This is a genomic window from Xanthomonas sp. LMG 12462 (assembly GCF_009192885.1).
GTDB lineage: Bacteria > Pseudomonadota > Gammaproteobacteria > Xanthomonadales > Xanthomonadaceae > Xanthomonas_A > Xanthomonas_A sontii.
This window is the reverse complement of sequence record NZ_NMPP01000051.1, coordinates 1-18,574: the sequence shown is the minus strand read 5'-3', so window position 1 is coordinate 18,574 and position 18,574 is coordinate 1. Positions and strand designations below refer to the sequence as shown.

The window sequence follows — 18,574 nt, the reverse complement described above, 5'->3', positions numbered from 1 at the left end:
GCCGCGGCGGTCCGGGGGGGCGGTGTGCCGGCTCAGCGCGCGCGCCGGCTGTCGGCGATCTGCCGGCGGTGCAGCCGGAACAGGTGGCGTTCCACGGCCTCTTCCAGGCCCGGCGGCTGTGTCTCGAACCGTAGCCAAAGTTGCACGACGCCCGCGGTGGCGGCCTCGGCCAGCACCCGCACCGGCAGTTCCAGGTGGTCCGGGAGCCAGTCCGAGGGCTGCAGGCGCAGCAGGCCGGAGGCGCCGGCCGTGGCGCCCGAGCGCGCGCCCAACTCCAGCCGCACGCCCCGGCGCGACCAGCACAGCGGCCGCAGCGGCAGGGCATCCTCGTGCTGGCGGGCCAGCCGGCCCAGCAGCACCAGCATCAGGTCGAGCTTGGCCTCCATCCGCTGGGTCTGCGCGGTGGACTCGCTGCGGTCGTCGCTGCCGTCCTCGCCGCGCAGATCCTCGATCTGCGCCAGGCTGCGCAACAGCGCTTCGCCGGCAGCGAGCCGGCCGGCGCCGTTGCCCAGGCGGAAATCCGCGGGCAGCGCCAGTTCGCAACTGAGGGTGTCGTGGAACAGCTCGGCGTCGGCCGGGTGCTGCGCCGCGCCGTCCGAGCCGGTGTTCATCCCAGCAGTCCGGCCTGCGAGTAGAGCCGCGCGGCGTGGCTGGACTGGCGGCTGCTGCGCAGCCAGGCCGCGGCATGGTCGCGCTCCATGCGCATCTGCGCGGTCACCGCCTGCTGCAGGGCCAGCAACGGCTTCAACGCCTCGCGCGAGCGGTCGGCGCCGTCCTGCTGCAGATACGCCTGCAGGTGCCGCGCGTGGTCGGCGACCATGGCCTGTGCCAGCGCGTAGTCGTCGCCACGCAGGACCTCGCGCAACTCGTGCAGGTCGTTGTGCAGGTCGGCGAGCTGGATGCTCACGACGCGTTCGCCGTGGCCAGTTCGCGCTGCTGCGCGGGAATGGCGGCCCAGGCCGCGTCGATCTCGCTGAGCAGTTCCAGCGCTTCGGTCAGCGCGGCGTCGTCGTTGTGCAGGTTGGCTTCGGTCAGCCGGTGCATCACGTAGTCGTAGAGCGCCGACAGATTGCCGGCGATCTCGCCGCCGGCCTCGTGGTCGAGCGAGCCGTTGAGATGGCCGACGATGGCGCAGGCCTCGCCGATCGCCTTGCCCTTGCGTGCCTGGTCGCCCTGCGCGAGGCAGGCCTGGGCCTGGCGGATGCGCTGGCAGGCGCCGGCGAACAGCATGGCGACCAGCTTGTGCGGATCGGCATCGGTGACGCTGGTGGAAATGCCCATCTTGCGATATTGCTCGGCGTACTGGCGGCTGGAACCGTACATGGAAAACTCCTCGGGTGGATCGGCTGGCCTCCGCGCCGCGCCGGTGAGCGGCGACGCTGCGGTTGCTGCGGCCAATCCGTAATGACTGTCGATACTCTTTCTATCGGCCGCCACGCGTCTCGACTTGAGCCGCGCGGCCGCGCGCGTCAGCTGAACTGCTTGGTCAGGCTGTCGCTCACGCTCTGCATCTGGGTGACCAACTGGTTCATTGCGGTGAAGCGTGCGGTGTACTGATCGGTCAGGGTCTGCATGCGCTTGTCGAGATCGCTGAGCTGGTCGGTCAGGTCGGAGATGTGCTTGTTGAGCGAGTTGGTGCGCTGGGTCAGGGTGCCGCTGGTGCTGTCCAGGTTGCTCTTCAGCAGCGTGCTCATGCCGGTACCGAAACTGCCGTTGTTGCCGAGCAGGGTCTTGGCCGCCGACGGATCGGCGGCCGCCGCGGTGTCGAACTTGGCGCTGTCGAAGCTCATCACCCCGTCCTTGTCGATGGTCACGCCCATCGCCATCAGGCCGCTCACGTTGTCGCTGACCAGCCGGCGCAGCGACTGCTGCAGGCCGCGCACCATCGCATCGCCGGTCATCGGCGAGGCCTTCTTGTTGGTGGCGTCGTAGGCGCTGGACGACTTGAGCACGCTGTTGGCGGAGTTGTAGGCGCTGACCAGGGCAGTCAGATTGGCCTTCAGCGGGGTGTTGTCGTTGGTGATGTTGAGATTGAAGCTGGTGCCGGCCACCGCCTTGGTGAGATTGATCGCCACGCCGGGTACCAGATCGGCGATGGTGTTGCTGCTGGAGGTGCGCTGGAAGCCGTCCACTTTCACCACCGCATCGGCGGCAGCGATGGTCTGGGTCAGCCCGCCGTTGTTGCCGGGCGGGTAGGTGAGCTTGGCCAGGCCGCCGTCGCCACCGGACGTGGTGATGGTCAGGGCGCCCTTGGTGCCGGTGTCGACCGCGTTGAGCACCAGATGGTCGCCATCGTCGGCGGTGACCACGCTGGCGGTCACGCCGGCACCGTTAGCGGCCTTGTTGATGAAGGCGGCCACGTCGCTGAGCTTGCTGCCGGCATCGACGTTGATGTTGAGCGTGGTGCTGCCATAGGCGATGGTCAGGGTGCCGCCACCGACGACGGCGCCGCTGGCGTAGGCCGACGAGGTCAGTTTCTGCGACTGCGCCAGTTTCACCACCTCGATGCCGTATTTGCCGGCGTTGGCGCTGGAGGTCACGGTGGCGGTATAGCCGGCGCCGTCGTCGATGGTCGCCTTGTAGGCGCCCTTGTCGGCGCTGTCGGACACCGTGCTCATCGCCGTCTGCAGGTTGGACAGCGCGCTCTTGATCGTGCTCAAGGACGACAGTTGCGCGCTGGAAGCGGTACCGTCGCGGTTGATCCGGTCTTCCTGCGGCTGGCGTTCCTTCGCCACCAGTTTGGCGACGAAGCTGGGAATGTCCAGGCCTGAGCCGATTCCAGTGGTGGACATGGTGGCGGTCCTTGAGGTGGCCGGCACGCGGTGCGCCAGCGGCTGAGGGGGGTATCGGCGCGCGGGAGCGCTTCTTGAGCGGCGCCTGCGCGTTGCGACGGCTCCCCGTTGCCATGCAAATCCTGTGCCGCATCCAGGGCGTCAAAAAAAAGGCCCCTCCTTGCGGAGGGGCCCCGTGGTGCGTTGCGGTGCGTCCGTGCTTAGCCCTGGAGCAGGCTCAGCACGCTCTGCGGCGCCTGCTTGGCCTGAGCCAGCATGGCGGTGCCGGCCTGCTGCAGGATCTGCGTGCGGGTCAGCTCGGCGGTTTCCTTGGCGTAGTCGGTGTCGCGGATGCGGCTGCGCGAGGCCGACAGGTTCTCCGAGGTGGAGCTCAGGTTGGCGATGGTGGAGGTGAAGCGGTTCTGGATCGCACCCATGTCCGCGCGCGAGGAGTTCACCGAGGTCAGCGCGTTGTCGATGATGCTCAGCGCCTTCTGCGCGCCCTGGAAGGTCGAGATGTCCACGTCCTTCAGGAAGTTGGTGGTACCCGCGGCGGCAGTGGCAGTGGCGGCGATGCCGCTCTGGTCGAAGGTGATGCCGGTGGCGCCGGTGGCCGAGCCCGCGGTGAACGAGAAGTCCTGGCCGCCCTTGACCGATTCCAGCTTCAGCTTGTTGCTGCTGTCCACCGAGGCGTACACGCCGGTCTGAGCCAGCTTGTCGTTGATCGCCGAGGCGATCTTCTTGGCCACGCTGGTGTCCACGTCGCCGACGGCCACCGAGACCGAGGCGATGCTGACGCCGTTGACGACCATGCCGGAGAAGCTGCCGCTGGCGGTGGCGGTACCCGAGGCCAGGGCGTTGGTGGTGGTCTGGGTGGCGGCGAAGCCGGCCTTGCCCAGCGCGGCGGCGCTGGCGTTGACGATGCTGTTGATGCCGATGGTCTGGCCGGCGTCGGCACCGATCTGGAACAGGGCGCCGGAGAACGAGCCGTCCAGCAGCTTGGTGCCGTTGAAGTTGGTCTGGCTGGAGACGCGGTCGATTTCCGAGGCCAGCTGCTTGACTTCCGAGTTCAGCGCGCCACGGTCGGTGGTGGAGTTGGTGGCGTTGGCCGACTGCACCGCCAGTTCGCGGATACGCTGCAGGTTGTTGCCGATTTCGACCATCGCGCCTTCGGCGGTCTGCGCCAGCGAGATGCCGTCGTTGGCGTTGCGCGAGGCCACGTCCAGGCCGCGGATCTGGGTGGTGAAGCGCTCGGAGATCGCCAGACCGGCCGCGTCGTCCTTGGCGCTGTTGATGCGCAGGCCCGAGGACAGGCGCTGGATCGTCGTCGCCAGGCTGGCGCTGGTGGTATTGAGGTTCCGCTGAGCGTTCAGCGACATTACGTTGGTATTGATGACCTGTGCCATTTGTACGCCTTGGTTTTAACGTGTTTGATATCGTTTCCGCTCGAGGGCTCCTAATGGCGTAGAAGCCCTCGGCGGTGCGTCGCGGCTTGCCGCGCGCTTAGCCCTGGAGCAGGCTCAGCACGCTCTGCGGCGCCTGCTTGGCCTGAGCCAGCATGGCGGTGCCGGCCTGCTGCAGGATCTGCGTGCGGGTCAGCTCGGCGGTTTCCTTGGCGTAGTCGGTGTCGCGGATGCGGCTGCGCGAAGCCGACAGGTTCTCGGAGGTGGAGCTCAGGTTGGCGATGGTGGAAGTGAAGCGGTTCTGGATCGCACCCATGTCCGCGCGCGAGGAGTTCACCGAGGTCAGCGCGTTGTCGATGATGCTCAGCGCCTTCTGCGCGCCCTGGAAGGTCGAGATGTCCACGTCCTTCAGGAAGTTGGTGGTACCCGCGGCGGCAGTGGCAGTGGCGGCGATGCCGCTCTGGTCGAAGGTGATGCCGGTGGCACCGGTGGCGCTGCCCGCGGTGAACGAGAAGTCCTGGCCGCCCTTGACCGATTCCAGCTTCAGCTTGTTGCTGCTGTCCAGCGAGGCGTACACGCCGGTCTGGGCCAGCTTGTCGTTGATCGCCGAGGCGATCTTCTTGGCCACATCGGTGTCCACGTCGCCGACGGCCACCGAGACCGAGGCGATGCTGACGCCGTTGACGACCATGCCGGAGAAGCTGCCGCTGGCGGTGGCGGTACCCGAGGCCAGGGCGTTGGTGGTGGTCTGGGTGGCGGCGAAGCCGGCCTTGCCCAGCGAGGCGGCGCTGGCGTTGACGATGCTGTTGATGCCGATGGTCTGGCCGGCGTCGGCGCCGACCTGGAACAGCGCGCCGGAGAAGGAGCCGTCCAGCAGCTTGGTGCCGTTGAAGTTGGTCTGGCTGGAGACGCGGTCGATTTCCGAGGCCAGCTGCTTGACTTCCGAGTTCAGCGCGCCGCGGTCGGTGGTGGAGTTGGTCGCATTGGCCGACTGCACCGCCAGTTCGCGGATACGCTGCAGGTTGTTGCCGATTTCGACCATCGCGCCTTCTGCGGTCTGCGCCAGCGAGATGCCGTCGTTGGCGTTGCGCGAGGCCACGTCCAGGCCGCGGATCTGGGTGGTGAAGCGCTCGGAGATCGCCAGACCGGCCGCGTCGTCCTTGGCGCTGTTGATGCGCAGGCCCGAGGACAGGCGCTGGATCGTCGTCGCCAGGCTGGCGCTGGTGGTGTTGAGGTTCCGCTGAGCGTTCAGCGACATTACGTTGGTATTGATGACCTGTGCCATTTTGATATCTCCTCTAAGCGATTTGTCCGGCAACCCATTGGTGCCTGGAGCCTCCGCAGGGGGCCATCAATTGGCCAGTGCCGCTGCTGGTATAAGTAACGGCAGTCGGTGCGCAACCTTTAGGGATTTACTGCCGAAAATTTGGCGTTTCGGCGATTTGCGTGACACCAGAAACGCGGCGAAAGGCTTGTTTCGGCCGCGCTTCGTCAAACTTTAGGCGTCTTGCACAAGTCGGGGAAAGAGCGGCCTGGATCGCGCCGAGGGCGATGCGCGCGATGTTCTCGATCGTGTGTCGCGTCGACGACGCGAACGCTTGACCTGCCGGTACGCAGCGCATCGCGACGCGAGGGCTTGGCCATCTCTCCCTCTACCTGTCTGATCGCCTTACGGCCGTCCATGACTATGAAGTAGAAGGAGCGTCGGTTGTCCGGCGATGTAGGCAATGCCGGCGCGCTTTCAGGTCGTGCACTGCGTTGATGACGCATGACAGGCGATCTTGAAGTGCGGCCACGGTCATCGCCAACTGCTGACCGCCATCCAGCCCACTGGTCACGTGTCGCGCGACAGCGCAGGCGGTCGGTGGCCATGGCTGTCTCCCGTCGATCCCGCATAACGGGTCGCATGCACGGGATCGCCGCGAATAGCATGGCCACGCCGTCAGCTGGCCGTCGCCCTGCCAGTCATGGCAGCGTTCGCCTTCGGCGTCGAGGACCGGCAACGCGCGGAGATGGCGCTTCCTCCGGGATGCGACGGCCCGTCGCGGGAAGAGGAAACAAAAAAGGCCCCTCCTTGCGGAGGGGCCTCGGTGGCGCAATGCAGCTGGCGACGCTTAGCCCTGGAGCAGGCTCAGCACGCTCTGCGGCGCCTGCTTGGCCTGGGCCAGCATGGCGGTGCCGGCCTGCTGCAGGATCTGCGTGCGGGTCAGCTCGGCGGTTTCCTTGGCATAGTCGGTGTCGCGGATGCGGCTGCGCGAGGCCGACAGGTTCTCCGAGGTGGAGCTCAGGTTGGCGATGGTGGAGGTGAAGCGGTTCTGGATCGCACCCATGTCCGCGCGCGAGGAGTTCACCGAGGTCAGCGCGTTGTCGATGATGCTCAGCGCCTTCTGCGCGCCCTGGAAGGTCGAGATGTCCACGTCCTTCAGGAAGTTGGTGGTGCCGGCGGCCGCAGTGGCGCTGGCGGCGATGCCGCTCTGGTCGAAGGTGATGCCGGTGGCGCCGGTGGCCGAGCCCGCGGTGAACGAGAAGTCCTGGCCGCCCTTGACCGATTCCAGCTTCAGCTTGTTGCTGCTGTCCACCGAGGCGTACACGCCGGTCTGGGCCAGCTTGTCGTTGATCGCCGAGGCGATCTTCTTGGCCACATCGGTGTCCACGTCGCCGACGGCCACCGAGACCGAGGCGATGCTGACGCCGTTGACGGACATGCCGGAGAAGCTGCCGCTGGCGGTGGCGGTACCCGAGGCCAGGGCGTTGGTGGTGGTCTGGGTAGCGGCGAAGCCGGCCTTGCCCAGCGAGGCGGCGCTGGCGTTGACGATGCTGTTGATGCCGATGGTCTGGCCGGCGTCGGCGCCGACTTGGAACAGCGCGCCGGAGAACGAGCCGTCCAGCAGCTTGGTGCCGTTGAAGTTGGTCTGGCTGGAGACGCGGTCGATTTCCGAGGCCAACTGCTTGACTTCCGAGTTCAGCGCGCCGCGGTCGGTGGTGGAGTTGGTGGCGTTGGCCGACTGCACCGCCAGTTCGCGGATACGCTGCAGGTTGTTGCCGATTTCGACCATCGCGCCTTCGGCGGTCTGCGCCAGCGAGATGCCGTCGTTGGCGTTGCGCGAGGCCACATCCAGACCACGGATCTGGGTGGTGAAGCGCTCGGAGATCGCCAGACCGGCCGCGTCGTCCTTGGCGCTGTTGATGCGCAGGCCCGAGGACAGGCGCTGGATCGTCGTCGCCAGGCTGGCGCTGGTGGTGTTGAGGTTCCGCTGAGCGTTCAGCGACATTACGTTGGTATTGATGACCTGTGCCATTTTGATATCTCCTCTAAGCGATTTGTCCGGCAACCGGTTGGTGCCTGGAGTCTCCGCAGGGGGCCATCAATTTGGCCAGTGCGGCTGGTGATATAAGTAACGGCGACGGGCTCGCAACCTTTAGCGATTTACTGCAGAAAATTTGCCGTTCCGGCGATGCGCAAAACACCAGGAACACCGCGGAGAGCCTTTCTCGGCCGCACTTCGGCAAACTTTAGGGCTGCCTGCGCGTTGTCTACCTATCCAGCGGCGATGACGATCTTTGTATAACGCGAAAGGCCCGGAAGCGTCGCCGCGCTCCGGGCCTTTCTGTATATCCGGTATATCGCCGATCAGCCGAGCCGGTCGAACAGCGACATCCTTTGCATCTGGGTAAAGATGGTCTGTGCCGCTTTCAGCGCCGACTGTTCCAGTTGGTACTGGGAGATCGCCTGGGCGTAGTCGAGGTCGCGCAGCGAGGACAGGGTGGTCTTCAGGGTGACGTCGTTGGAGGCGCGCAGGTCGGTGGCGTTGTCGATCGCCGCGAGCTGGGCGCCGCCGGCGGCGCGCGCGTCGATCATCTTCGACGAGGCCTGGGTGATGTCGCGCATCGACGACTGCAGACCATTCTGCAGGGCAGCCTTGGCGGCCGGGGTGATCGGATCGGTGTTGAGCAGGTTGACCAGGTTGCTGATGGTGGAGAACACGTCCTTGGTGGTCGAGGCGCCGATCTGGAAGCTGTCGCCGGCGGCGGGGGCGCCGTCCACGCGCATCTTCAAGCCGGGCAGGCCGATGCTCTCGCCGGCGGCATAGGTGCCTGTATTGACCACCGCGCCACTGCTGTCGCGCACCTCGTAGGTGGTGGCGGCGGTGAACACGACACTATAGCTGCTGCCGTTCCAGGCGCTGCCGGAGCCGTCGCGGCTGAAATCCAGCAGCAGGCCGGTGCCGGTGTTGCCGGCGGCCGCATGCGCGTCCACGGTGCCGTCGCCGGTGGGCACGCGCATGAAGATCTCGCTGCCGGGCAGGGTGTCGGAGACCTTGGTGTCCGGTGCCACTTCCACGCTGCGCTGGGTCTGGTTGCCGCTGTAGACCACGTTGCCCGAGACCACGGCGAACGGGGCCGCATCGTCGGCGGTGCCGCCGAACAGGTAGCGGCCGGAGCCGTCGGTGCTGTTGGACAGGCTCAGCAGGCTGTCGTGCAGGGTCTTCAGCTCCGCGGCGATGGCCTTGCGGTCGGGCGTGGTCAGCGCCGAACTATTGGCTTCCACCGTCAGATCCTTGACCCGCGCCATCAGGTCGCCGGCCTGCGCCAGCGAGTTTTCCTGCAGGTTGAGCCGGTTCTGCACGTTGTTGGCGTTGTCGCCGAAGCGCGCCAGCGCGGCCACCGTGCGGTCCAGGCTGACCGCGGTGCCCGCGGCGACCGGATCGTCGGCCGCACTGACGATGCGCTGACCGGTGGAGAGCTGTTGCTGCAGGTGCGAGATCGTCGCCTGCTTGCCGAGCATGGTATTGAGCGACTGATTGAAGATCATGCCGCTGGAGATGCGATTGCTCATCGGACCGCGCTCAGGATGGACTGGAACAGGGTGTCGGCGGTGGAGATCAGGCGCGAGGCCGCCTGGTAGGCCTGCTGCAGCCGCAACATGTCCGCCGCTTCCTCGTCGAGGTTGACGCCGGACAGCGAGTCGCGCGCGTCCTGGGCGCTGCTCTGGATCACGTCCTGCGCATCGGCCGCGTACTTGGCCTGGCGCGCCGCCGAGCCGACCGTGGTGGTCAGGCCGGCCACCGCACCGTTGAGGGTGATGGTGCCGCCGTTGAAGGCCTTGGCATCGTCCAGGTTGGACAGCAGCAGGGCGTTGCCGTTGTTGCTCGAGCCGACCCCGGTCGGGCCCACCGCGAAGCTGTCGCCGGCGGACGGGACGCCGTCCATGGTCAGGCTCCAGCCGTTGGCGCTGATGGTCTGGCCGGCGGTGTAGGTCTGCGGCGCGCCGCCGTTGATCGAGTAATGGGTGGAATCGATGAAGGCGATGTTCGCCGGCGTCAGCAGGTTGGCATTGCTGGCGTTGGTCGCGGCGACGTTGCTGACCTTGCCGGTGCCCTGGTTGCTGAGCGTGGCGCTGGCCTGGATCGGCGTCGCCGCGGCGATGCGCGAGGGGTCGCTGATGGCCACGGACAGCTTGCTGATGGCATTGGCGGTGGGCTGCAGCAGGAACTTGTCGCCGCTGGCGGCGGTGCCGGAGACCTGCAGGGTCACGCCGTTGACCACGAACGGATCGGCGTTGGTGCCGGAGCCGCTCATCGGGACGCTGGCGCCGGTGTCGGCGCGGCTGGCGCTCCAGGCGGTGCCGTTGTAGGTCAGCAGCAGGTTCTGCCCGTCGAGCTTGCTCAAGTCGCTGACGTTGGCGGTGAACGCCGCGGTGCCGGTGTTGGCGCTGTTGCCGTCCACGGTCGGCGCCGGCAGGTTGAAGAAATCGCCGCCCATCTGGCCGTACAGGTCCATGCCGGCGTGGTGCTGCTGGTTGTAGCTGCTGGCCACGCCGGTGGCGATGCGGCCGAGTTCGGCCTTGGTCGGATCCAGGACGTTGCTGCGGAACTCCAGGAAGCCGCCGATCTGCCCGCCCAGCGCCTTGCTGGTGAGCGGCGTCGAGCCGCCCGGCGTCTTCAGCGCGATCTGCAGCTTTTCCGGCTGGTAGGGATCGGGACTGGTGACCAGGGTCGACGCATTGGTGCCGACCACCATCGCCTGGCCGCCGGAGGTGTAGACGTTCATCATCCCGCCGTCCTGCTGGATGACGCTGCCGCCGGTGTAGCCGATGAGCTGGCCGATCATCTGGTCGCGGCGATCGAGCAGGTCCGGTGCGGCGGCATTGGCGTTGGAGCCGATCTGGCCGTTGAGCTTGGCGATCTCGGTGGCCAGGCGGTTGGCTTCGGCGGTGCCGGCCAGCAGGCCGTTGTTGACTTCGCTGCCGAGCGAGTCGAGCTGGCCGTTGAGCTGCTTGAAGCGGGTGACCAGCGAATTGCCGGCGTCCAGCAGGTTCTGCCGGTTGGCGCTGGCCGAGGCGTTGGAGGACAGGCCGGTGGTGGCGTCGAAGAAGTTCGACCACTGTCCGGCGATGCTGGTGGCCTTGTCCGAGAACAGCCCGTCGACGCGGCTGGACAGGCTGGAGAGCTGCTTCAGCCGGGCGACTTCGCCGGTGCTGTCGAACAGGCGCGAGATCGCCAGCTGGTCGGCGACGCGGGAGACGTCGGTGATCTGGGTGCCGTTGCCGATGAACTCGCTGCCGTACTGGCTCGGGACCGTGGTCGCGAACGTCGTCCGCTGCCGGCTGTAGCCGTCGGTATTGATGTTGGCGACGTTGTGGCTGACCGTGGACAGGGCCCGCTGGAAGGCGAGCAGGGCGCCGGTACCGGTGGAGAGTATGGACATGGACGGCTACCTCAACGGCGCACGAGGCCGGACGGATCGACGGTGCTGGCCAGCACGCGCTCGATGCCGCCGGCGGCGGCGCTGCCGATCGCGGCGACCGCACGGCCGATGGTCGGGCCGCCGGCGATGGCGGCGATCTTGGCTGCGTAGGCGGGGTCGGTGGCGTAGCCGGCGCGCTGCAGGCCCTGGGCGAAGCCGCGGATGTCGGTGCCGGCCTTCAGCGCCTGCTGGTAGCGCGGATTGGTCTTCAGCAGGCGCACGTAGTCGGCGAAGCTTTCCGCCGGCGAGGAATAGGCACGGAAATCGGCGGTCTGCGACTGCTTGACCCCGTCCACGTACTCGTGGGTGCCGGTGGTCACGCGGTCGCCGTTCCAGCCGGTGGCCTTGATCCCGAACAGGTTGTTGGAACTGGCGCCGTCGCCGCGGGAAATGCCGCGGCGGCCCCAGCCGGTCTCCAGCGCGGCCTGCGCGACCAGGGCGCGCGCGTCCACGCCCAGTTCCTGCGCGGCCTTCTGCGCATGGTTCCAGATCTTGGCGACGAAGCCTTCCGGGGTGCGCTCGCCGAGGCTGGCCGCGGCGGCGTTGGCGGCCGCGGCGGCGCTGGGATCGATGGCGGTGCCGCTGTCGGCGGCCGCCTGCACGTTCGACCAGCGGTCGTCGGCACCGGCCCAGGACAGGCCGGCGCTGCCGTCGGCCGGGCTGCTGCCGATGGCCTGGTGCATGGCGCTGCTCTCGCGGCCGGCGATCATGTCCAGCACCTGCTGCTGCGGGGCGGCGGTCGCCTCGGCGCCGCTCCACGGGCCGACGCCGGCGCCGGCCGTGGCACCGGCGGCAAGCGCGGCCTCGCCCTGCAGCGCCATCGGGCCGTTGCCGGACTGGCCGGACACCAGCGAGTAGGCCTTGGCCGCCTTGGCCGCGCCCAGCGAGGTATTGGCCGGCGTGGTCGCCGCCGGCTGGCCGCCACCGAGCTGCTTGGAGATCATCGCCGCCAGGCCCAGCCCCTTGCCGTCGGTCAGGCCCTTGGCGAGCTGCTGGTCGTACATGTCGCGGAAGGTCTGGTTCTCGCCGGGGAACAGCGAATTGCCGAAACTGGCCTCGCGCATGCTTTTGACCAGCATGTTGGCGAACTGCCCTTCGAGCTGGCGCGAGACCTTGTCGATCTTGGCCGGATCGTTCTGGGTAGAGGCGTGCAGGTCGAAGGGAGCGGCCGAGATACGCATGTCAGATCACCTCCAGCTCCGCGCTCAGGGCACCGGCCTGCTTGAGCGCTTCCAGAATCGCGATCAGGTCGCCAGGCGCGGCGCCGACCTCGTTGACCGCCCGCACGATCTGATCCAGCGAGGTGCCGCCCTCGAACTTGAACATGCGGCTGCCTTCGTTGGTGGCGGTGATGGTGGACTTGGGCGTGGCCACGGTCTGGCCGCCGCTCAGCGCATTCGGCTGGCTGACCTGGGTGCCTTCGCTGATGGTCACCGTCAGCGAGCCGTGCGAGATCGCCGCCGGGCTGACCCGGACCTGCGAGCCGATCACCACCGTGCCGGTGCGGGCGTTGACCACCACCTTGGCCGGTGCCGCACCCGGCGACAGCTCGACGTTCTCGATCCTTGCCAGCAGGCCGATCCGCGCGCTCTGGTCGGTGGGCGAACGCACCGCCACGGTGGACCCGTCCACCGCATGCGCGCTGCCGGGGCCGAAGGTGCTTTCCAGCGCCGAGACCATGCGCGAGACGGTGGTGAAATCGGGCTGGTGCAGGTTCAGGGTGATCTCGCCGGTGTTGCCGAACACGTCCGGCAGCGCACGTTCCACCGTCGCGCCGTTGGGGATCAGGCCGACGCTGGGCACGTTCACCGAGATCCGCGAACCGTCCTTGCCCTGCGCGCCGAAGCCGCCGACCACCAGATTGCCCTGGGCCACCGCATAGACCTGGCCGTCGGCGCCTTTCAGCGGCGCCATCAGCAGGGTGCCGCCGCGCAGCGAGATGGCGTTGCCGATCGAGGAGACGGTGATGTCGATGGTCTGGCCCGGCTTGGCGAACGCCGGCAGCTGCGCGCTGATCGCCACCGCGGCCACGTTCTTCAACTGCGGGTTGACGTTGGCCGGCACGTTGACGCCCAGCTCGCCGAGCATGTTCTTCAAGCTCTGCACGGTGAAGGGCGCCTGGCTGGTGCGGTCGCCGCTGCCGTCCAGGCCGACGACCAGGCCGTAGCCGACCAGCGCGTTGTTGCGCACGCCGCCGACCTGGGCCAGGTCCTTGATGCGTTCGGCCGCGGCCGGCGCGGCCAGGCCGGCGCACAGGGCGACGGCGGCGAGCAGGCGGCAGGGCAGGGACAGGAGAGTCATGGCGGGCCTCAGTACGGCGAGATGCGCGAGTTGAAGAAGCGGCTCAGCCAGCCCATCGCATTGGACTGCGCGACCGCGCCGCGGCCGCCGTAGGCGATGCGGGCTTCGGCCACCTTGCTGGAGGGGATGGTGTTGTCCGGGGCGATGTCGGCGGCGCGGACCACGCCCTGCACCTGCACCAGTTCGTCGCCCTGGTTCAGGCGCAGGTTCTTCTGGCCCTGGATCACCAGGTTGCCGTTGGGCAGGCGCTGCATCACGGTCACGGTGATGCTGCCCTGCATGGTGTTGCTCTGCGCGGTGTTGCCCTTGCCGGCGAAGCTGCGGTCGCCGCTGGTGGAGTTGTTGAGGATGTTGGTGCCGTTGACGGTGAGCGGCGCGCCCAGCAGGGTCGGCGTGGCCATGGTCACCGCATCCTTTTTGCTGATGCTGGTGTTGGCGGTGCTGCTGGCGTTGGTGCTTTCGACCAGGGTGATGGTCAGCAGGTCGCCGACGTCGCGGGCGCGACGATCGGAGTACAGCTGCAGGCCGGGGCCGGCGGCGTAGATCGCACCCGCGGTCGGCTGCGCCTGCGGCGCCATCACCGGCACGATCGGCGCCATCGGCGCGTACGGACGCACGTCGCCGGCGGCCACGCCCAGACCGGCGCAACCGCCGAGCAGGACCGGCAGCAGCAGCGCGGCGGAGAAGGAGAGAGAGGACAGGCGCGACATGGCGGATTCCGGAGGCGAGGGGATCAGACGTTGTTGTTCAGATAGCCGAGCATCGAGTCGGTGGTGGAGATGGCTTTGGCGTTCATCTCGTAGGCGCGCTGGGTCTCGATCATGCTCACCAGCTCTTCCACCACATTGACGTTGCTGCCTTCCAGCGCGCCCTGCGCGATCTTGCCGAGGCCGTTGAGACCGGGCGTGCCGTTCGTCGCCGGCCCGGAGGCGGCGGTTTCCACGTACAGGTTCTGGCCCTGGGCCTGCAGGCCGGAGGGATTGATGAAGTCGGTCAGGGTCAGCGCGCCGACCTGCAGCGCCGCAGCGGTACCGGCGACTTGCACGCTCACCGTGCCGTCGGAGCCGATGGTCACCGACTGCGCGCCTTCCGGGATCTGGATGCCCGGCTGGATCGGGTAGCCACTGTTGGTGACCAGTTGGCCCTGCGCATCGATCTGGAAGCTGCCGTCGCGGGTGTAGGCCGAGGTGCCGTCCGGCATCTGCACTTCGAAGAAGCCGCGGCCGTTGACCATCACGTCCAGGGCGCGATCGGTCTGCTGCTGGCTGCCCTGCTCGAAATCCTTGGCGGTGGCGACCACGCGCACGCCGGTACCCACCTGCAGGCCCGAGGGCAGCTGCGTCTGCGAGGAGCTGGCGCCGCCGGGCTGCCGCAGCTGTTGGTACAGCAGATCCTCGAAGTTGGCGCGGTCGCGCTTGAAACCGGTGGTGTTGGTGTTGGCCAGGTTGTTGGAGACGACCGACATGCGCGTCTGCTGCGCATCCAGTCCGGTCTTGGCGACCCACAAAGCCTGATTCATGACCCGAGTTCCTCTGATGGTGGCCCCGGCACGACGCGCCGGGGGCGCAGGGAGTGATGCACGTGCCGTGCCAAACCGGCGCCGCTGGCGCCGCGGCGTGCCTTAGCCGTTCAGACGCAGCAGGGTGTTGGCCGACTGCGCGTTCTCGTCGCCGTTCTTGATGACCTTCACCTGCATTTCGAACTGGCGCTGCAACTGGATCATCTGCACCAGCGCGCCGGCGGCATCGACGTTGCTGCCCTCGAGTACCCCGGTTCGCAGCGAATTGCCGGTGGCCGGCGCAAAGGCCTTGGCCGGATCGTCGCTGACGTTGCGCATCAGGCCGTCGGGCCGGCGCGTGAGCTGGTCCGCCGGCGCCTGCACCACCTTCAGCGTGGCGATGGTGCTCATCGCGGTGGGCGCTTCGCCCAGCGGCACGATCGACACCGTGCCGTCGTTGCCGATCTCCAGCGACTGGTGCGGCGGAATCGCCACCGGATTGCCCTGGTCGTCGAGCACCGCATGGCCGCTGGCGGTGACCAGCTGGCCGTTCGGGGTCAGCGCCAATTCGCCGCCGCGCGTATAGGCCTCCTTGCCGTCGGCGGACTGCACCGCCAGCCAGCGATCGGCATCCAGCGACAGATCCAGTGGATTGCCGGTCTGGTGCTGCGCGCCGACGTCGCGGTTGAAGCCCTGGTCGATGTGCAGCGCATCGATCCGCGACGGATAACCGGCGCCAGGAATCCGATAGGCCTCGGTATTGGCCAGCGCCGCCTTGAACCCGGAGGTCTCGACGTTGGCCAGGTTGTGCGACACGGTGGCCTGCGCCTGCAGCGACGCGCGGGCGCCGGTCATGGCGACGTAGAGGGCTTTGTCCATTGGAGGGAACCGGGAATGGGGAATCGGGAATGGCGGAAAGCGGGAGGTCGGTGGCGGGAACCGCGTTTACGATTCCCGATTCCCCGTTCCCGATTCCCGGCGGTCATCAACGCATATTGATGATGGTCTGCGTGACCTGATCCTGGGTCGAGATCACCTGCGAGTTCGCCTGGAAGTTGCGCTGGGCCACGATCATGTTGACCAACTGCTCGGTCAGGTCGACGGTCGAGGATTCCAGTGCGCCGGACTGCACGCTGCCGAAGTCCGAGGTCGCAGGCGAGCCGGTGCGGGCGATGCCCGAGGCCGAGCTTTCCGCCCAGGCGTTGTCGCCGAGCGAACTCAGGCCCTGCGGATTGACGAAGTTGGTCACCGCGATCTGGCCCAGCGCCTTGTCGGCGTTGTTGGAGTAGCGCGCGTAGACGATGCCCTTCTCGTCGATGCTGATCGAGTTGAGCTTGCCGCTGGCGTAGCCGTCCTGGGTCGCGCCGCGCAGGGCGAAGGCTTCGCCGTACTGGGTGGACCCGAACACATTCAAGTTCAGCGAGAGGGTGCCGGCGCCGGTGGAGGGCGTGAAGGTGCCCAGCGCGATCTTGCCGTCGGCCGGGCTGACCAGCGCGCCGCTGTTGGAGAACTGCAGCGTGCTGGCACCGCCGGCGGCGACGCCGTCCACGTAGTTGTAGACGGTCCACTGGTTGGGCGTGGAGGTCTTGACGAAGTACGAGGTTTGCACGTGGGCCACGCCCAGCGAGTCGTACACCGTGGTGCCGCCGCTGGAGTTGTTGTAGCTGTTGGCGTCGTTCGGATCGAACGTGGTCACCGTCGGCGGCTGGGTGTTGCCGGGCAGGGTGAAGGTCAGGTTGACCGTGCTGGTCTGCTTGGGCGGGCTGTCGGTGGTCAGCAGCTGCAGGTCGGTCAGGGTGCCGGCGGCGAAGCCGTTGCCGTTGCTCGCCGGCGGGAACACCTGCAGCCGCGCGCCCTGCGGATTGACCACATAGCCGTTGGCGTCGGTCTGGAAGTTGCCGGCGCGCGAATACACGCGGGCGCCGTTGTTGGAGAGGGTGAAGAAGCCGGAGCCGGAAATGGCCAGGTCCAGGCTGCGCCCGGTCGGATCGATGGTGCCCTGCGAGAACTGCTGGGCGACGTTGCTGACGCGCACGCCCGACCCCACCGCGTTGCGCGCCAGGCCGTAGCCGTTGAGCGTGAACTGGTCGGCGAACTCGGCGCGCGAGCCCTTGAAGCCGGTGGTGTTGGCGTTGGCGATGTTGTTGGCGGTGACGTTGAGGTCGGTATTGGCCGCCCTGAGGCCGGACAGCGATGTATTGAAACCCATGGTGGACTCCTGTGGATTGTCGGCGTGGCGTTAGCTGACGCGGAGGACGTTGGTCAGCGGCGTGGTGCCGAGCCCGGTCAGATCGAGATAGATGCCGTCCGATCCGATGATGGCGCTCTCGACCGGCGCCTGGACGTAGGTGGACAGGGACAGTTGGTTGCCCTGGGTATCGGTCTGCCCAGCGGTGATGCTGTAGCTGCCGGCCGGCATGCGCTTGCCGCTGGCGTCGGTGCCGTCCCAGGCGAAATCGAGCTGGCCGGCCTTGTCCGCGGTGAGGCTGATCTTCTTGATCGGCTGGCCGGTGGCGTCGCTGACGGTGACATCGACCACGCCGGCGGCCTTGGCCGCGACCAGGCCGCCGGTGTTGCCCTCGGCGCCCAGCGGCAGCGTCGCCGACGGCACCAGCACCTTGTGGCCGATCAGGTTGGCGCCGCGCAGCACCTGGTCGGTGCTCATCGACGAGGACAGCGCGGTGACGGTCTTGTTGAGGTCGCCGATGCCCTGCACCGTGGACAGCTGCGCCATCTGCGCGACCATCTGGCTGTTGTCCATCGGCTTGAGCGGATCCTGGTGCTGCAGCTGCTCGGTCATCAGCTTCAGGAAGTCCGCCTGCTGCAGCGCCTTGTTCTTGGTGGTGCTGGTGTTGGCCGAGGCGCTCAGGCCCAGGCTGGAATAGGTGTCGGTGGAGGTGGTGACGCTGCTCATGGAAGCGGTCCTGGGACGTGACGCGGCGGAAGGAGGGCGGATCAGCGGCCCATGGTCAGAGTGGCCAGCGCCAGTTCCTTGGCGGTGTTGAGCACCTCCACGCCGGCCTGGTAATTGCGCGAGGCGGAGATCAGGTTGACCATCTGCGAGACCGGGTCCACATCGGGCGAATAGATGTAGCCCTCGGCGTCGGCAAGCGGATGGCCGGGTTCGTAGCGCTTGATCGGCGGTGCGTTGGTCTGGGCGATTTCCTTGACGTTGACCGAGGTCAGGCTGCTGTCGTGCGGGTTGCGCACGGCCTGGAAGATCGGCTCGATCGGCTTGTAGGCCGCCTCCGCCGAACCGGCCACCGAATCGGCGTTGGACAGGTTGCTGGCGATGGTGCTCATGCGCACCGACTGCGCCTGCAGCGCGGAGCCGGCGACGTCGAAGATCGGCAGGTTGCTCATGCTTATTGGCCCGTGATCGCGGTGAGCATGCTGCGCACCTTGGATTCGAGGAAGCTCAGCGAGGCGCGGTACTCCAGCGCGGCGCGGCCGTAGGCGGCGCGTTCGGCGTCCGGATCCACCGTGTTGCCGTCCATGCTGGGCTGGCTGGCGGCCCGGGTGATCTGGAACGGATTCAGCCCATCGCCGCCGACCGCGATGTGGCGGCTGTCGTCGACCGCGAGCTGGGTGCCTTCGCGCTGTCCCTGCGCGGCACGCATCGCCGCGTCGAAATCCAGGTCCTGGGCCTTGTACCCGGGCGTGTCGACGTTGCTGAGGTTGCTGGCGATCAGCTTCATGCGCTGCTCGCGCAGTGGCAGGGCGTCGCCATGGACGCCGAAGTAGGCTGTGATCGGATTGGACATGGCACGATCCCGCGGTTCGTTGCCGAAACCACAGGCAAGGCGTGTGCCAAAGGCGGGCGCGGGGGCCCGTGAGATCAGGGGGGCCTCGGG

18 protein-coding genes are annotated in these 18,574 nt (G+C 67.6%); all 18 read right to left on the bottom strand.

Going from position 1 to position 18,574, the window contains the following annotated elements; all coding sequences use genetic code 11:
• Nucleotides 1-32 precede the first annotated feature (32 nt).
• A complete protein-coding gene (locus CEK69_RS13585; RefSeq protein ID WP_152246130.1) occupies nt 33-611 on the bottom strand; it encodes a PilZ domain-containing protein in 579 nt (192 codons plus the stop codon).
• The gene (locus tag CEK69_RS13580; protein WP_150411152.1) at nt 608-907 is read right to left on the bottom strand and encodes a hypothetical protein; all 300 of its coding nucleotides are present in this window, start codon (nt 905-907) and stop codon (nt 608-610) included. Before CEK69_RS13580 ends, CEK69_RS13585 begins: the two co-directional genes overlap by 4 nt.
• A complete protein-coding gene (gene fliS / locus CEK69_RS13575; RefSeq protein WP_010341674.1) occupies nt 904-1,323 on the bottom strand; it encodes a flagellar export chaperone FliS in 420 nt (139 codons plus the stop codon). The genes CEK69_RS13580 and fliS overlap by 4 nt, the downstream gene beginning before the upstream one ends.
• A 146-nt stretch (nt 1,324-1,469) precedes the next feature.
• Nucleotides 1,470-2,792: a flagellar filament capping protein FliD gene (gene fliD, locus CEK69_RS13570; RefSeq protein WP_043091362.1), complete on the bottom strand. Its 1,323-nt coding sequence runs from the start codon at nt 2,790-2,792 to the stop codon at nt 1,470-1,472.
• 200 nt (nt 2,793-2,992) lie between these two features.
• Nucleotides 2,993-4,177: a flagellin gene (locus CEK69_RS13565; RefSeq protein WP_148829021.1), complete on the bottom strand. Its 1,185-nt coding sequence runs from the start codon at nt 4,175-4,177 to the stop codon at nt 2,993-2,995.
• A 97-nt stretch (nt 4,178-4,274) separates the two neighbouring features.
• The gene (locus tag CEK69_RS13560; protein ID WP_152246128.1) at nt 4,275-5,459 is read right to left on the bottom strand and encodes a flagellin; all 1,185 of its coding nucleotides are present in this window, start codon (nt 5,457-5,459) and stop codon (nt 4,275-4,277) included.
• 829 nt (nt 5,460-6,288) lie between these two features.
• Nucleotides 6,289-7,473, bottom strand: coding sequence for a flagellin (locus CEK69_RS13555; protein WP_043091972.1), 1,185 nt, complete (start codon nt 7,471-7,473; stop codon nt 6,289-6,291).
• A gap of 332 nt (nt 7,474-7,805) precedes the next feature.
• Nucleotides 7,806-9,011 carry a flagellar hook-associated protein FlgL gene (flgL, locus tag CEK69_RS13550; protein ID WP_017915411.1) on the bottom strand — a complete coding sequence of 402 codons (1,206 nt, stop codon included), beginning with the start codon at nt 9,009-9,011 and terminating at the stop codon, nt 7,806-7,808.
• Nucleotides 9,008-10,882, bottom strand: coding sequence for a flagellar hook-associated protein FlgK (gene flgK / locus CEK69_RS13545; protein WP_150411396.1), 1,875 nt, complete (start codon nt 10,880-10,882; stop codon nt 9,008-9,010). The genes flgL and flgK overlap by 4 nt, the downstream gene beginning before the upstream one ends.
• 11 nt (nt 10,883-10,893) lie before the next feature.
• Entirely contained in the window at nt 10,894-12,102 is a 1,209-nt protein-coding gene (flgJ, locus tag CEK69_RS13540; protein WP_152236877.1) for a flagellar assembly peptidoglycan hydrolase FlgJ, read from the bottom strand.
• A 1-nt stretch (nt 12,103) separates the two neighbouring features.
• Nucleotides 12,104-13,222 (bottom strand): flagellar basal body P-ring protein FlgI, encoded by a 1,119-nt coding sequence (locus tag CEK69_RS13535; protein WP_017912877.1) that lies wholly within the window; start codon nt 13,220-13,222, stop codon nt 12,104-12,106.
• Between the two features lie 8 nt (nt 13,223-13,230).
• Complete coding sequence (gene flgH / locus CEK69_RS13530; RefSeq protein ID WP_017908575.1) at nt 13,231-13,932, bottom strand: flagellar basal body L-ring protein FlgH; 702 nt, start codon at nt 13,930-13,932, stop codon at nt 13,231-13,233.
• Nucleotides 13,933-13,955: 23 nt separating this feature from the next.
• Nucleotides 13,956-14,741 (bottom strand): flagellar basal-body rod protein FlgG, encoded by a 786-nt coding sequence (gene flgG, locus CEK69_RS13525; RefSeq protein WP_017908574.1) that lies wholly within the window; start codon nt 14,739-14,741, stop codon nt 13,956-13,958.
• A 102-nt stretch (nt 14,742-14,843) separates the two neighbouring features.
• Nucleotides 14,844-15,599, bottom strand: a complete 756-nt coding sequence (locus CEK69_RS13520; RefSeq protein ID WP_017908573.1) for a flagellar basal body rod protein FlgF — start codon at nt 15,597-15,599, stop codon at nt 14,844-14,846.
• A 106-nt stretch (nt 15,600-15,705) separates the two neighbouring features.
• The gene (flgE, locus tag CEK69_RS13515; protein ID WP_152246126.1) at nt 15,706-16,929 is read right to left on the bottom strand and encodes a flagellar hook protein FlgE; all 1,224 of its coding nucleotides are present in this window, start codon (nt 16,927-16,929) and stop codon (nt 15,706-15,708) included.
• Nucleotides 16,930-16,959: 30 nt separating this feature from the next.
• Nucleotides 16,960-17,634 carry a flagellar hook capping FlgD N-terminal domain-containing protein gene (locus CEK69_RS13510; protein ID WP_152246124.1) on the bottom strand — a complete coding sequence of 225 codons (675 nt, stop codon included), beginning with the start codon at nt 17,632-17,634 and terminating at the stop codon, nt 16,960-16,962.
• A 41-nt stretch (nt 17,635-17,675) separates the two neighbouring features.
• Entirely contained in the window at nt 17,676-18,083 is a 408-nt protein-coding gene (gene flgC / locus CEK69_RS13505) for a flagellar basal body rod protein FlgC (protein WP_017908570.1), read from the bottom strand.
• Nucleotides 18,084-18,085: 2 nt separating this feature from the next.
• Nucleotides 18,086-18,484 carry a flagellar basal body rod protein FlgB gene (flgB, locus tag CEK69_RS13500; protein WP_017908569.1) on the bottom strand — a complete coding sequence of 133 codons (399 nt, stop codon included), beginning with the start codon at nt 18,482-18,484 and terminating at the stop codon, nt 18,086-18,088.
• Nucleotides 18,485-18,574 lie beyond the last annotated feature (90 nt).

Excerpts from the sequence above, each read along its gene's own strand:
- CEK69_RS13585 (WP_152246130.1), bottom strand. The coding sequence starts at position 611 with ATGAACACCGGCTCGGACGGCGCGGCGCAGCACCCGGCCGACGCCGAG.
- fliS (WP_010341674.1), bottom strand. The coding sequence starts at position 1,323 with ATGTACGGTTCCAGCCGCCAGTACGCCGAGCAATATCGCAAGATGGGC.
- fliD (WP_043091362.1), bottom strand. The coding sequence starts at position 2,792 with ATGTCCACCACTGGAATCGGCTCAGGCCTGGACATTCCCAGCTTCGTC.
- CEK69_RS13565 (WP_148829021.1), bottom strand. The coding sequence starts at position 4,177 with ATGGCACAGGTCATCAATACCAACGTAATGTCGCTGAACGCTCAGCGG.
- CEK69_RS13560 (WP_152246128.1), bottom strand. The coding sequence starts at position 5,459 with ATGGCACAGGTCATCAATACCAACGTAATGTCGCTGAACGCTCAGCGG.
- CEK69_RS13555 (WP_043091972.1), bottom strand. The coding sequence starts at position 7,473 with ATGGCACAGGTCATCAATACCAACGTAATGTCGCTGAACGCTCAGCGG.
- flgL (WP_017915411.1), bottom strand. The coding sequence starts at position 9,011 with ATGAGCAATCGCATCTCCAGCGGCATGATCTTCAATCAGTCGCTCAAT.
- flgK (WP_150411396.1), bottom strand. The coding sequence starts at position 10,882 with ATGTCCATACTCTCCACCGGTACCGGCGCCCTGCTCGCCTTCCAGCGG.
- flgJ (WP_152236877.1), bottom strand. The coding sequence starts at position 12,102 with ATGCGTATCTCGGCCGCTCCCTTCGACCTGCACGCCTCTACCCAGAAC.
- CEK69_RS13535 (WP_017912877.1), bottom strand. The coding sequence starts at position 13,222 with ATGACTCTCCTGTCCCTGCCCTGCCGCCTGCTCGCCGCCGTCGCCCTG.
- flgH (WP_017908575.1), bottom strand. The coding sequence starts at position 13,932 with ATGTCGCGCCTGTCCTCTCTCTCCTTCTCCGCCGCGCTGCTGCTGCCG.
- flgG (WP_017908574.1), bottom strand. The coding sequence starts at position 14,741 with ATGAATCAGGCTTTGTGGGTCGCCAAGACCGGACTGGATGCGCAGCAG.
- CEK69_RS13520 (WP_017908573.1), bottom strand. The coding sequence starts at position 15,599 with ATGGACAAAGCCCTCTACGTCGCCATGACCGGCGCCCGCGCGTCGCTG.
- flgE (WP_152246126.1), bottom strand. The coding sequence starts at position 16,929 with ATGGGTTTCAATACATCGCTGTCCGGCCTCAGGGCGGCCAATACCGAC.
- CEK69_RS13510 (WP_152246124.1), bottom strand. The coding sequence starts at position 17,634 with ATGAGCAGCGTCACCACCTCCACCGACACCTATTCCAGCCTGGGCCTG.
- flgC (WP_017908570.1), bottom strand. The coding sequence starts at position 18,083 with ATGAGCAACCTGCCGATCTTCGACGTCGCCGGCTCCGCGCTGCAGGCG.
- flgB (WP_017908569.1), bottom strand. The coding sequence starts at position 18,484 with ATGTCCAATCCGATCACAGCCTACTTCGGCGTCCATGGCGACGCCCTG.